The organism is Arthrobacter sp. PsM3 (assembly GCF_030433895.1).
GTDB lineage: Bacteria > Actinomycetota > Actinomycetes > Actinomycetales > Micrococcaceae > Arthrobacter.
Window position 1 is genome coordinate 68,272 of sequence record NZ_JARUXE010000001.1, and the last position, 12,528, is coordinate 80,799.

Below are 12,528 nucleotides of genomic sequence, written 5' to 3' on the forward strand. Positions count from 1 at the left end.
CTGATCTGAAGGGAAGAGCTGATGGGCATCAAGGACGACGCTGTCGAGGTCCGGGCGCAAGGCTGGCGGACCCTGGCGGCCCTGCACGGGCTGATCGAGGCCGAGCTGGAGCGCTCATTGCAGGCGGTGGCGCAGCTGTCCGTCGTGGAGTACACCGTGCTGGACGCGCTAAGCCGCCAGGACGGCTGGCATATGCGGATGCAGCAGCTGGCCCGCGCCACCGCGTTGAGCGCCAGCGCCACCACGCGTCTGGTCAACCGCCTCGAGGACCGCGGGCTGCTGACCCGGATACTGTGTGCCGACGACCGCCGGGGAATCTACACCGAGCTGACGGCGAGCGGCATCAAGCTCCTGGAGGAGGCCCGGCCCAGCCATGACGCCACACTGGAGCGGGCGCTGGCCGAGGCGCAGGAGGTTCCGGAGCTGGCGCCCCTGGTCGACGCGCTCCCGACGCTGCACGCGCACGCCTAGCAACGGCGGCCCGGCTCCCGGGCACGGACAAAAGCCCTGCCCCGCGTTGGATCGCGGGGCAGGGCTTTGTGTAGGAAAGGCTACGCGGCGACAGGTTGCTTGGCGGCCATGTTCTTGAAGTAGTGCTCCAGGTCTTCCAGGGACTTGTCCTTGGTTTCCGGGACCACCCGTTTCACCCAGATGATCGCTGCCAGCTGCATCGCCACGAAGATGAAGAACGTCATGGAGACGCCGATCCAGGCGACCATCTGCGGGAAGAAGAATCCGATCAGGAAGTTGATCATCCACAGCACGAACACGCAGATGCCCATGCCGATCCCGCGGACATGCAGCGGGAAGATTTCGGACATCGTCAGCCACGTCACGGTGCCGATGCAGGACTGCATGGACGCCAGGAACGTCACCATGAACAGCAGCACCAGATAGCCCCGGAGGGTGCTTGCCGGGATCAGCATCGAGATCAGGCCAATGGCCAGCAGCGAGGATGACGTACCGACGAGGCCGGCCACCAGCATGGATTTTCGGCGCACCCGGGTCATCAGGGACATGCCGACAATGACGGCGGCCACGGAGGTGACCCCGTTGACCACGTTGGCGAGCAGGGCGCCCTTGTCCCCGAACCCGGAGCTGGAGAGGATCGAGGTGCCGTAGTACATGATGGCGTTGACGCCGCTGATCTGGTTGATGACCGCCATGCCAAGGCCCACGACGAAGATCCTGCGGATCCACGGCACTGTGAGGTCGCGAAAGGTTCCGAGCCTGGATTGGTAGTCTTCCCGGGCCGCCTGCCGCACTTCATCGAATTCCGTGGAGACATCGGCCGGTGCGCGGGTCTTGCGCAGGACTTCGAGGACCTCGCCGAAGCGTCCGGCCGAGGCCAGCCAGCGGGGGCTTTCGGGCAGGACCAGCATTCCGAACCAGAGCAGGACGGCGGGCAGTGTTGCGATGACCAGCATCCAGCGCCACACATGGGAGGCCTCGGGGAAGGCGTTGCCCAGGACGGCATTGAACGTAAACGCCAGGAACTGGCCGGTGACGATCATGAGTTCGTTCTGCGTGACGATCCGCCCGCGTTGGGCTGCCGGCGACATCTCCGCGAGGTACACGGGCACGATCACCGACGCCCCGCCCACTGCCAGGCCCAGGACGGTCCGGGCGGCGACCAGCAGCTCCGTTGTGGGGGCGAGGGAGCAGGCGACGGTGGCGACGGCGAAGATGAGGGCCAGCGCCATGATCGTCTTGCGGCGGCCGAACCGGTCGGACAGCCGGCCGGCGGTGATGGCACCAAAAGCCGCGCCGAACAGCAGGGTCGACGTGACCAGGCCCTCGGTCAGCGGCGTCAGCCCGAGGTCACGCTGCATGAACGGCAGTGCACCGTTGATGACACCGGTGTCGTAGCCGAAGAGCAGGCCGCCGAAGGTCGAGAACAGGGCGACCCGCCGCATGAACCCTTGGGGATTCGCGGGGGCACCGGCGGGGCCGCGCGCGGTGCGGGTCGACGGACTGGTGAGTGTGGTTTCCGCTTGGTTCATGGGGCGGCCGCTACCGGGCTTCTTCGATGTAGGTATTCATCGTGTCCAGCTGGTAGCGGGAGACCTCGGCGGCGTCGTTGTCCTCGGCGAAGACGCTGGAGACCATGACGGTGTTCTCGCGGTCGAGGAAGCCGATTTCCTTGAGACCGCCGAAGAACTCGTCCCAGTTGACGTCGCCGTCGCCGATCTTCAGGTGCTGGTGCACCCGGACCGGGTTGCCGGGCGGATTGGTGATATAGCGCAGCCCGTGGGAGGCGTGGTGGTCCATGGTGTCGGCGACGTGGACCAGGCGGAGCTTGTCCCCCGCGGCGCGCATGATGTCCAGCGGCGCGTTCTGCATGTGGAAACTGTGGGAGGCGACGTAGACCAGGCCGACGTTCTTGGAGTTCAGGCCGCGGATCACCCGGATCGCGGCCAGGCCCTCCTCGACGAAGTCGTCCGGGTGCGGGTCGATCAGCAGGTCGATGCCTTCGCGTTCGATGACCGGCAGCAGTTCCTCCATGGAGCGGTAGAACGCGCGCTCGGATTCCTCGGCTTTTTCCGGGCGTCCGCTGAATTCGGTGTTCATGGTGCTGACGCCGAGGTCCACTGCGATCTGGATGGCACGCTTCCAGTACCGGACGGCGGCCTCGCGGGCATCCTCATCCGGGCCGGACCAGCGCAGCACCGGCAGCACCGAGGCGATTTCGATGCCGGCATCCTTGCAGGCCGCCTTGAGCTGGCCCACCAGTTCGTCATCGGCCTTCGGGTGGTTGTAGAACGGGATGAGATCGGCGTGCGGGGTCATCTGCATGAACTTGTAGCCGAGGTCCGCCACCACCCGGGGAAACTCGAGCAGGCTGTGCGAGTGGTGGAAGGGCGTTGGATCAAGCGCGATTTTCACTTCGGAACTCTCCATTGTGGATCAGTCAGGTTGTGCGTGGGACCGGCGGGAACGCAGAAGGAGGCCGTGGCCCCCTTCTGCGTTCCTCCTAGCGGTAGAGGTCGGGCTTGTCGTTCAGTTTCACGGCGACCTTTTCGCCGTTCTTCTGCGCCTCGACGCCGGCCTCGCAGCAGGCGGCAGTGGCGTACCCGTCCCAGGCGGTCGGGCCGCCGATTTCACCGCGCCGGGCGGCATCGACCCAGGACTGGATTTCGACGTCGTAGGCGGCGCCGAAACGCTCCTCGAAGCCGGGCGTGACGTTGCCGCCCCAGCGGCCGTTGCTGCGGGTGTACGGGCCCTTGTCCCCGCCGATACTCACGATGCCGTCCTCGAAGGAGGCCTGGGTGGCCACCTCGTAGCCGAACTTGGCGTTGACGTAGATCTCGACGTCGGCCAGGACTCCGGATTCGGTTTCAATCAGTACGTGCTGCGGGTCGTGCTGACCGGCCGGGGCGTTCCGGGTGGCCTTGCCGAGGCGGACCTGGACCGAGGTGATTTCCTCGCCGGTGAAGTAGCGGATCGCGTCGAATTCGTGCACCACGGAGTCGTTGATCAGCATCTCGTTGGTGAAGCCCGGCGGGGTGGTCGGGTTGCGGTGCTGGTGGTGCAGCATCAGCAGCTCGCCGAGTTCGGAGTCGCGGATGATCTTGCCGAGGGCGGCGTATTCGGCGTCGAAGCGGCGCATGAAGCCGACCTGGATGCGCTGGTGGCCAAGCTTCTGCTCTGCCTCGACAATCTTCCAGGCGGAAGCGGCGTCCGGGGTGAGCGGCTTTTCGCAGAGGATCGGGATATCCTTGGCGATCGCCTTGAGCAGGATGTCCTCGTGCAGGAAGCCGGGGGTGGCGATCAGGACGGCGTTGACGTCGCCGTTGTTGAGGGCGTCGTCGGCGTCGGCGAGGGCGACGGCGCCCGGGATGCCTTCGATGGCGGCCTGGGCGCGGGCAAGGTCAACGTCGACGACGGCGGCAACTTCGGCGCCGTGGATGCGGGTGTTGAGCCGCTGGATGTGGTCTGCGCCCATACGGCCGGCGCCAATGACAGCTACGCGGAGGGTTTTGGTCATGGTCTTGTCCTCAGTTCTGGTTGACGTCTAGCTGACGGCGGTGCGGGAGCCGCAGGAGAGCAGGTAGTTGCGGGTGCGCTTGGCGATCGGCATCGGGACGTCGAACGCGACGGGGTACATGTCCTGTTCCACAATGCCAAAGATCGGCCGGTTCAGCGCCTCGACGGCCTCGATGACGGCGCGCAGGTCCGGCAGTCCGTTCGGCGGCTCGGTCATCACGCCGGCCAGGTTGGCGGCGGCCCAGGTCATGTTCTCCGCATTGACCTTCCTGAGGATGTCCGGGTTGATCTGCTTGAGGTGCAGGTAGCCGATCCGGTCCGGGTAGTTCTTGATCAGCTCCAGGCTGGAGGCGCCGCAGTACTCGGCGTGGCCGGTGTCCAGGCACAGGTTGAGGTACTTGCTGTCCGTGGCGGCGAGCAGGGTCTCGATGTCCTCCTGCGCGCCAACATGCGAATCGGCGTGCGAGTGGAACTGCTGCTTCAGGCCGAAGTCCTCCAGCAGGGTCTTGCCGAGGCGGTTGTGCCCGTCGAAGAGGTCGGCCCAGGCCTTTTCGGTGAGCTCGCCGCTCTCCACCGCCTCGCCGGTGACGTCATCGCGCCACATCGCCGGGATCACCACGATGTGTTCGCCGCCCATCGCGGCGGTGAGTTCGGCGACTCTGCGGGCCGGTTCCCAGGCGGATTCCCACTGGTCCAGGCCGCGGTGGAAGGCGGTGAACACGGTGCCGGCCGAGATCTTCAGATCGCGGGCCTTGAGTTCCCCGGCCAGCCGGGCGGGGTCGGTGGGCAGGTAGCCGTAGGGGCCCAGCTCAATCCACTTGTAGCCGGATTCGGCCACCTCATCGAGGAAGCGTTCCCAGGGGGTCTGCTTGGGGTCATCGGCAAACCAGACGCCCCAGGAGTCCGGCGCGGTGCCGATGATCAACTTGTTCTCAGTCATGACAGCGTTGTCTTTCTTGTTCGGGCCGGGACTAGTTGGACGGGAAATTGTAGGAGGCGCCCGAGGCGTGGGTCGGTTCCGGCCAGCGGGAGGTGACGACCTTGCCGCGGGTGTAGAAGGAAACGCCTTCGGGGCCGTAGATGTGCTTGTCGCCGAAGAGCGAGGCCTTCCAGCCTCCGAAGGAGTGGTGTGCCACCGGCACGGGCAGCGGCACGTTGATGCCGATCATCCCCACGGTGACGGAGCGCTGGAACTTGCGGGCGTTGGCGCCGGAGGAGGTGAAGATGGCGGTGCCGTTGCCGTAGGGGTTGGAGTTGATCAGGGCGATGCCGGCGTCGAGGTCCTCGACCCGGACCACCACGAGGACGGGTCCGAAGATTTCCTCGCTGTAGGCGGTCATTTCGGTCTTCACGTGGTCCAGGACTGTGGGGCCAACCCAGAAGCCGTCCTCGTGGCCGGGGACGACGAGGTCGCGGCCGTCAACGACCATGGCGGCGCCCGCCGTCTCGGCCTCGGTGACGATCCGGACGATGCGTTCCTTGGAGGCCGGGGTGATGACCGGCCCCATTTCGGCGTCGGGCGCGGTGCCGTTGTTCACCTTGACGGCGAGGGCGCGTTCCCGGACCTTGTCGACCAGTACGTCCGCGGCGTCACCGACGGCGACGGCGACCGAGATGGCCATGCAGCGCTCACCGGCGGAGCCGAAGGCGGCCGCGGCGAGGTGGTCGGCGGCGTTGTCGAGGTCGGCGTCGGGCATGACGATGGCGTGGTTCTTCGCGCCGCCCAGGGCCTGGACGCGCTTGCCGTGGGCAGTGGCGGTCTCGTGGACGTACTTGGCGATCGGGGTGGAGCCGACGAAGGAGATGCCGTCCACGTCCGGGTGGGTCAGGAGGCCTTCGACGGTTTCCTTGTCACCGTGCAGGACCTGGAAGACGCCGTCGGGCAGTCCCGCGTCCTTCCAGAGCTTGGCCAGCAGCATCGAGGCGGAGGGATCACGTTCGGAGGGCTTGAGGATGAAGGCGTTGCCGGTGGCGATCGCCATCGGTGCCATCCACAGCGGCACCATGACCGGGAAGTTGAACGGGGTGATGCCGGCGACGACGCCGAGCGGCTCGCGGAAGGAGAAGACGTCGATCCCGGTGGAGACCTGGTCCGAGTAGTCGCCCTTGAGGAGGGTCGGGATGCCGCAGGCGAATTCGATGACCTCCAGGCCGCGGCCGATTTCGCCCTTGGCGTCGGAGAGGACCTTGCCGTGCTCGGCGGTGATCAGTTCGGCGAGTTCGTCGATGTGGGCCGCGACGAGCTCGCGGAACTTGAACAAGACGGCGGTGCGCTTGGCGAGGGAGAAGTCGCCCCAGATGTCGGCCGCGGCGCGGGCGGCTGCGACGGTGGCGTCCAGGTCCGCCCGGTTGGCCAGCCGCAACTCTGCGGTGACGGCGCCGGTGGCGGGGTTGTAGACGGGCTGGGTGCGGTCCCCGGCGCCTGCGCTTTCGGCGCCGTTGATGAAGTGGTGGATGGTTTTGGTGCTGGTGACAGTGGGGGTGCTCATGAGAATGTCCTTGGGGGTTTGGATGCCGGGTGGCTCAGGGGCCGGGGTCAGCCGAGCAGCTTGCGCTGGTGGCTCTTGTGGTCGATGTAGGTCTGGAAGGCCTGTTTGGTGGAGTCGAGCTCGGAGACCTGGGAGACCGGGACGTCCCACCAGGACTCGGAGCTGGGGGCGTCCAGCAGCGGGTCGGATTCGACGTGGATGAGGATCGGGCCGCCGCGTTCGGGGGCCGCCTTGGCGTCCCGGACGGCCTGTTCGAGTTCGGCGATGACCTTCTCCCCCGGTTCGATCCGGATCACCTTCACGCCGAGGCTTTCGGCGTTCAGGGCCAGGTCCACCGGGAGCCGGTCGCCGTCGTCGAAGCTGTGGTGTTCCTCATCCAGGGCCCGGTACTGGGTGCCGAAGCGCTGGGAGCCGAGGGACTCGGAGAGCGAGCCGATCGAGGCGTAGCCGTGGTTCTGGATCAGGACCACGATCAGTTTGATCCGTTCGGCGACGGCGGTGACGAGTTCGGTGTGCATCATGAGGTACGAACCGTCACCCACCATCACGACGACGTCGCGCTGCGCCCCGCCCTTCGCGGCTTCGGCCAGCGCCGCGCGCTTGACGCCGAGGCCGCCGGGGATTTCGTAGCCCATGCAGGAGTAGGCGTATTCGACGTGGTAGCCGAACGGGTCCCGGACGCGCCACATCTTGTGCAGGTCGCCCGGGAGGGAACCCGCGGCGCAGATGACCACGTCCGCCGCGTCCATGGCCCGGTGCGTGGCGCCGATGATCTCGTTCTGGGCCGGCAGCGGGGTGAAGCGGGTGTTGAAGGCCTCGTCGACGGTGGCGTCCCAGCGGGTCTTCTCGGCAGCGATCTGCTGCTCCAGGTCCGCGCCGATCCGGTAGCCGCCGAGGGCCTGGCTCAGCTTGACCAGGGCCTTGCGGGCGTCGGCGACGATGGGCAGCGAGGTGCCGTGCTTGTAAGCGTCGATCGCGGCGACGTTGATGTTGATGAACTGCACGTCCGGGTTCTGGAACGCGGTCCGGGAGGCGGTGGTGAAGTCCTCGTAGCGGGTGCCGATGCCGATGATCAGGTCCGCGTCGGCGGCGATGGCGTTGGCCGCCGTCGTGCCGGTGGAGCCGATAGCGCCGAGGGAGAACTTGTGGTCCCAGGGCAGGACGCCGACGCCCGCCTGGGTGTTGCCCACCGGGATGCCGGTCAGTTCGGCGAACTTCGCGAGCTCCTCGTTGGCGTAGGCGTAGAGGACGCCGCCGCCGGCAATGATGAGCGGGCGCTTGGCGGCGCGGATGGCCTCGGCGGCGCGGCGGATGTCCTCGTCGTCGGCGTCCGGGCGGCGGATCCGCCATTCGCGTTCGGCGAGGAATTCCTCAGGCACGTCGAAGGCCTCGGCCTGCACGTCCTGGGGCAGCGAGATCGTGACGGCGCCGGTCTCGGCCGGGTCGGTCAGCACGCGGAGCCCGTGGTGGAACGCGGAGAACAGCTGCTCGGGCCGGGTCACCCGGTCGAAGAACTTGGACAGCGGACGGAACGCGTCGTTGACCGTGATGTCGTAGCCGTGGGGCTGTTCGAGCTGCTGCAGCACGGGGTCCGCGGCGCGGGTGGCGAAGGTGTCGCTGGGCAGCAGGAGCACCGGCAGCCGGTTGGTGGTGGCCAGGGCCGCGCCGGTGAGCAGGTTCGAGGAGCCCGGGCCGATCGAGGTGCTGATCGCGAAGGTCTGCCGGCGGCGGGTGTGGCGGGCGTAGCCGACGGCCTGGTGCGCCTGGGCCTGTTCGTTGCGGCCCTGGTAGTACGGCATGATCGTCGGATCGAGTTGCTGGTACTGCTTGAGGGCCTGGCCGACGCCGGCGACGTTGCCGTGGCCGAAAATCCCGAAGGTGCCCGGGATGAGCCGCTCGCGGTAGTCCTGGCCGCCGATCGAATCGACGGTGTACTGCTTGGACAGGTATTCGACGACGGCCTGGGCGACCGTCAGTCTGCGTGTTCCGGGGGCAGTTCTCGTTCCCATGGGAAGTTACTCCGATGCTTCTGCGGTGCGGGTGGATTCGGTGTGGTGCAGCAGTGACGCTGCGGTCGCCACGGCGCCGGCGACGTCGCCGTCGTGCGGGTAGAGCAGGGTCCGGCCGACGGTGAGCCCCTGGACGCCGGGGAGCGCGAGGGCTGCTTCCCAGCTCGCGAAGACGTCGTCCTGGCTGCTGTCCGGGTCCCCGCCCAGGAGCACGGTGGGCAGCGTGGTGGCCGCCATGACGCGTTCCATTTCGGCCACGACCGGGAGCTTCATCCAGGTGTAGGCGCTGGTGGAGCCCAGGCCCTCGGCGATCGCGACGGACTTGATGACCGCGTTGGTCGAGAGGTCGTTGCGGATCCTGCCGTTTTCCCGGACGGAGAGGAAGGGTTCCACCATGGCGATGAGCTTGCGTTCGGCGAGGGAATCGATCGCTTTGGCGGTGGCTTCCAGGGTGGCCACGGTGTCCGGGTCGCCGAGGCAGATGCGGGTGAGCATCTTGCCGCCGTCGGCGCCCAGCGCTTCCAGGGCCGCGGCCGTGTGGCCGGTGAAGCGGTCATCGAGCTCGTTGACCAGGCCGGAGAGGCCGCCGCGGTTCATCGAACCAAAGAGGAGCTTGCCGTCCAGCGCCCCGAGCAGCAGCAGGTCGTCCATGATGTCCGGGGAGGCGAGGACGCCGTCCACGTCCGGGTTGGCGAGGGCGATCCGGAGCCGGTCCAGGAGCTGGCGGCGGTCGGCCATGGCCACCGGGTCGCTGCCGACCGCGAGGGCGCCGCGGGCCGGGTGGTCGGCGGCGACGATGAAGTTCTGTTTGCCGGATTTGGGGCCGGGGTGGCGGCGGCGCGCCTTGGCGGCGCGGGCGATCGCGTCCGGGTCTTCGAGCCGGATGGTGCTCAGGTGCTCGTAGCGCCGGGGATCATCGTCCACCGCGGCGGAGGCGGAGGCGGGATTGAGGCTCACAGGGTTGCTCCTTCGGTGGAGTAGGTTCCGGGTACCGGCCGGCCGCGTTCGGCGAGCAGCGCGGTGACCTCCTCCGGCGTCGGCATGGCGTCGGCGCAGGAGAGCCGGGACGCGACCAGCGCGCCGGCGGCGTTGGCGAAGTCGAGGACCTGGGCGAGCGGCCAGCCGGAGAGCAGTCCGTGGCAGAAGGCCCCGCCGAAGGAGTCTCCGGCGCCGAGGCCGTTGACGGTTTCCACCGGGACCGGAGCGGACACGACGCGTTCGGTGCGGGTCTTCGCCATCACGCCCTCGGGGCCGAGCTTCACGACGGCGATTTCGACGCCGGCCGCGAGCAGCCGGTCCGCCTGCTCATCCGGGGTGCCTTCGCCGACGGCGACGGCGCATTCCTTGTCGTTGCCGATCGCCACGGTGACCTGCGGGAGGATTTTGGCGACCTGTTCCCGGGCTTCTTCTTCGGAGGCCCAGAACATCGGCCGGTAGTCGAGGTCCAGGATGGTGTACTGGCCCGGCTTCAGCGCGGTGCGGGGCCGGGCCTCGTGGGCTGCGAGGTGCGCGGTGCGGCTGGGTTCCTGGCAGAGGCCGGTGACGGTGGACCAGAAGATGCCGGCGTCGCGGATGGCGTCCAGGTCCAGTTCCTCTGCCGTGATCTGCAGGTCAGGCGCCGTGGGGAAGCGTCCGTAGAAGTAGAGCGGGAAGTCCTCCGGCGGCTTGATCGCGCAGAACGTGACCGCGGTGGGCCATTCCTTGACTGCGGTAACGAAGGAGTCGTCGACGTTGAATTTGCGCAGTTCGCGGTGCAGGTATCTGCCGAAGGCGTCATCGCCCGTGCGGGTGATGACGCCGGCGCGGCGGCCATGGCGGGCAGCGGCCACGGCGACGTTGGACGGGGAGCCGCCCAGGTATTTTCCGAAGGACGTCACGTCCTCCAGATCCACCCCGATGTCGTTCGGGTAGATATCAACGCTGATGCGCCCGATCGTGAGCAGTTCGTGGGTCACGGTGATCGTGGACCTTTCTGGTGTGAACTCTGTACCTTTACACAGCCTGAGCTTCGGTGCTTGGCGGGCTGGCGTGAGCCGGGCCACATCCACTACTTTGCCTTAGAATCCATGTACTGTCAAAGGTTTGTACTGACATATTTACAACTTGACACAGAGCGCCGACTTGGGCCCACAACGCGGCCGCCAGGGCGGCCGCGCGCGTGGCCAGCCGACGGTCATCCGGGTGTCGCCGGGACCGCTTCCGGTGGTGGCCGGGGCGGCTTCCCGTGGGATTCCGGCGGCACCCAGTGGCTACTTGCCGGGGACGCCGAGCTCGCCGGTGACGTACTGGGCCCGGCCAAAACCGAAGGACCAGTCCCCCGCTTTGTTCTCCACATAGCCAATGAACACGTCCTCGCCGGCAACCCCTGCGGCTTCCAGGCTGGCGGCGATCGCAGCAAACAGGGACTGCTTCGCCTCCTGGCTGCGGCCGGCCTGGGTGAAGATCTGGATCATCACCACATCCGGAGTGCGCTCAAACCCAAGGCCGGCATCCTGGGCGATGATCTGGCCCTGAGCATGCTCGGTCAGCACGTGGAAGTAGTCGCGCTCCGGAATGCCGTATTCGGCCAGGATGGCGTCGTGGATGCTTTGACTGAGCGCCCGGAGCTGCTCGGGACTCCGGCCCTGGTTGACGTCGATTCGCACGAGAGGCACTCGATGCTCCTTCCGTAGTTTGTCCTGACATACTAACAAATTGCAGGAAGCCGATGCAAGCACCCACCCCACCCACACAACGCGGGGTCACATCGCGCCCATCCCGAGGGGTGGGATGGGCGCGATGTGACCCCGCGTTGGGCAGCCCCGCGTTGGGCAGCCCCGCCTTGGGCAGTGGTGGGGAGCATCCTGGACTGCGCGTTGGATGTGCACCGGGCTGCGCTTCGGGCTATTGCACAGGACGGCGGCCGGGAGTAGCGTTAACAACCTAGAGGTTGATCAATGGATCGGTTGATTAGCTCACTGGTCAGCCGCTGGATTACCGGATCCGCGACGAGGAGGTGGGGCACCCAGTGGAAGAACGCGACGACGGCATGCTCGACGCGGCGTTTCTCGCCCTGGCCGACCCGGTCCGTCGCCGCATCATCTCCCGGCTCAGCCGGGGTCCGGCCACCGTGAACGAACTCGCGGAACCTTTCGCGATCACCAAGCAGGCGGTCTCGAAACACATCCAGGTCCTCGAGCAGGCACAGCTGGTCACGCGCACCCGTGACGCCCAGCGCCGGCCCGTCCATCTGAACCCCGCACGGCTGGAGGCACTCACCGCATGGATCGACCAGTACCGGCTGGTCCGCGAGGGGCAGTTCCGCAGCCTTGATGCTGTGCTCCACTCAAACGCCGCGGCACGCGGCACGCAGGCAAAGGACTCATCATGACCAACGCCCTGAAACTCAGCGTCCCGGAGGCGCTGCCCTTCATCGACTTTGAGCGGGAGTTCGATTTCCCCGTCTCCGAGGTCTTCCGGGCCCACAAGGAACCCGAACTCGTCGCCCAGTGGCTGGGGCCGCGCAGGCTGACGATGGACATCGACCACTACGATTTCCGCACCGGCGGCAGCTACCGCTACACCCACATCGCGCCGGACGGCGCCCGCTACGGCTTCAACGGCCTCTTCCACACGGTCCGGGAAAACGACTTCGCCATCCAGACCTTCGAGTTCGACGGCTACCCGGACGTGGTCAGCATCGAATTCCTGACCTTCGAGGATCTGGGCGGCGGCCGCACCCGGCTCACTGCCCACGCGGTCTATCCCAGCATGGAGGCGCGCGACGGCATGGCCCAGTCCGGTATGGAGACCGGCCTGTCCGAAGGCTATGAGCGGCTCGAGGAACTCCTCGCCGGCGCGAAAGTCTGACCCGCCGCGCGGGCCAGCAACGGCGCGTGTGAACAGCGGCGGGTGCGAGCTACACCGTAGGTGAACAGCAAAGTACGACGGCGGCAGCCCACCTCCCCGGGAAGGTGACCTGCCGCCGTCGTACTTAAACAGCAACGCGGGGTCACTTCGGGCCCATCCCAGGGTGTGGGACGGGCCGGAAGTGACCCCGCGTT

12 protein-coding genes are annotated in these 12,528 nt (G+C 67.2%); 3 read left to right on the forward strand and 9 right to left on the reverse strand.

Annotation, left to right across the window (positions count from 1 at the left end):
• Positions 1–21 precede the first annotated feature (21 nt).
• Positions 22–471 carry a MarR family winged helix-turn-helix transcriptional regulator gene (locus tag QCD75_RS00300; protein ID WP_301224536.1) on the forward strand — a complete coding sequence of 150 codons (450 nt, stop codon included), beginning with the start codon at positions 22–24 and terminating at the stop codon, positions 469–471.
• Between the two features lie 80 nt (positions 472–551).
• Here QCD75_RS00300 and QCD75_RS00305 read toward each other — a convergent pair whose 3' ends face one another.
• From QCD75_RS00305 to QCD75_RS00345, 9 genes are all read right to left on the reverse strand, one after another.
• The gene (locus QCD75_RS00305) at positions 552–2,003 is read right to left on the reverse strand and encodes a sugar porter family MFS transporter (protein WP_301224538.1); all 1,452 of its coding nucleotides are present in this window, start codon (positions 2,001–2,003) and stop codon (positions 552–554) included.
• Between the two features lie 10 nt (positions 2,004–2,013).
• A complete protein-coding gene (locus tag QCD75_RS00310) occupies positions 2,014–2,886 on the reverse strand; it encodes a sugar phosphate isomerase/epimerase family protein (protein WP_301224540.1) in 873 nt (290 codons plus the stop codon).
• Between the two features lie 88 nt (positions 2,887–2,974).
• Positions 2,975–3,988: a Gfo/Idh/MocA family protein gene (locus QCD75_RS00315; protein WP_301224541.1), complete on the reverse strand. Its 1,014-nt coding sequence runs from the start codon at positions 3,986–3,988 to the stop codon at positions 2,975–2,977.
• A 27-nt stretch (positions 3,989–4,015) separates the two neighbouring features.
• On the reverse strand, positions 4,016–4,927 hold the full coding sequence (locus tag QCD75_RS00320; RefSeq protein ID WP_301224543.1) for a sugar phosphate isomerase/epimerase family protein: 912 nt from the start codon (positions 4,925–4,927) through the stop codon (positions 4,016–4,018).
• A 31-nt stretch (positions 4,928–4,958) separates the two neighbouring features.
• Positions 4,959–6,476: a CoA-acylating methylmalonate-semialdehyde dehydrogenase gene (locus tag QCD75_RS00325; protein WP_301224544.1), complete on the reverse strand. Its 1,518-nt coding sequence runs from the start codon at positions 6,474–6,476 to the stop codon at positions 4,959–4,961.
• Positions 6,477–6,523: 47 nt separating this feature from the next.
• A complete protein-coding gene (gene iolD, locus QCD75_RS00330; RefSeq protein WP_301224546.1) occupies positions 6,524–8,485 on the reverse strand; it encodes a 3D-(3,5/4)-trihydroxycyclohexane-1,2-dione acylhydrolase (decyclizing) in 1,962 nt (653 codons plus the stop codon).
• Between the two features lie 6 nt (positions 8,486–8,491).
• Positions 8,492–9,442, reverse strand: a complete 951-nt coding sequence (locus tag QCD75_RS00335) for a Cgl0159 family (beta/alpha)8-fold protein (RefSeq protein ID WP_301224548.1) — start codon at positions 9,440–9,442, stop codon at positions 8,492–8,494.
• Entirely contained in the window at positions 9,439–10,440 is a 1,002-nt protein-coding gene (gene iolC, locus QCD75_RS00340; RefSeq protein ID WP_301224550.1) for a 5-dehydro-2-deoxygluconokinase, read from the reverse strand. The genes QCD75_RS00335 and iolC overlap by 4 nt, the downstream gene beginning before the upstream one ends.
• A 294-nt stretch (positions 10,441–10,734) precedes the next feature.
• Positions 10,735–11,139 (reverse strand): tautomerase family protein, encoded by a 405-nt coding sequence (locus QCD75_RS00345; protein WP_301224552.1) that lies wholly within the window; start codon positions 11,137–11,139, stop codon positions 10,735–10,737.
• Between the two features lie 374 nt (positions 11,140–11,513).
• On the opposite strand from QCD75_RS00345, the gene QCD75_RS00350 reads away from it, so the two are divergent.
• Positions 11,514–11,855 (forward strand): ArsR/SmtB family transcription factor, encoded by a 342-nt coding sequence (locus tag QCD75_RS00350; protein ID WP_226758599.1) that lies wholly within the window; start codon positions 11,514–11,516, stop codon positions 11,853–11,855.
• Positions 11,852–12,334, forward strand: a complete 483-nt coding sequence (locus QCD75_RS00355; RefSeq protein ID WP_301224554.1) for an SRPBCC family protein — start codon at positions 11,852–11,854, stop codon at positions 12,332–12,334. Before QCD75_RS00350 ends, QCD75_RS00355 begins: the two co-directional genes overlap by 4 nt.
• Positions 12,335–12,528: the final 194 nt, after the last annotated feature.

Coding starts and splice junctions, on each gene's coding strand:
- QCD75_RS00300 (WP_301224536.1), top strand. CDS start 22: ATGGGCATCAAGGACGACGCTGTCGAGGTCCGGGCGCAAGGCTGGCGG.
- QCD75_RS00305 (WP_301224538.1), bottom strand. CDS start 2,003: ATGAACCAAGCGGAAACCACACTCACCAGTCCGTCGACCCGCACCGCG.
- QCD75_RS00315 (WP_301224541.1), bottom strand. CDS start 3,988: ATGACCAAAACCCTCCGCGTAGCTGTCATTGGCGCCGGCCGTATGGGC.
- QCD75_RS00320 (WP_301224543.1), bottom strand. CDS start 4,927: ATGACTGAGAACAAGTTGATCATCGGCACCGCGCCGGACTCCTGGGGC.
- QCD75_RS00325 (WP_301224544.1), bottom strand. CDS start 6,476: ATGAGCACCCCCACTGTCACCAGCACCAAAACCATCCACCACTTCATC.
- iolD (WP_301224546.1), bottom strand. CDS start 8,485: ATGGGAACGAGAACTGCCCCCGGAACACGCAGACTGACGGTCGCCCAG.
- QCD75_RS00350 (WP_226758599.1), top strand. CDS start 11,514: ATGCTCGACGCGGCGTTTCTCGCCCTGGCCGACCCGGTCCGTCGCCGC.
- QCD75_RS00355 (WP_301224554.1), top strand. CDS start 11,852: ATGACCAACGCCCTGAAACTCAGCGTCCCGGAGGCGCTGCCCTTCATC.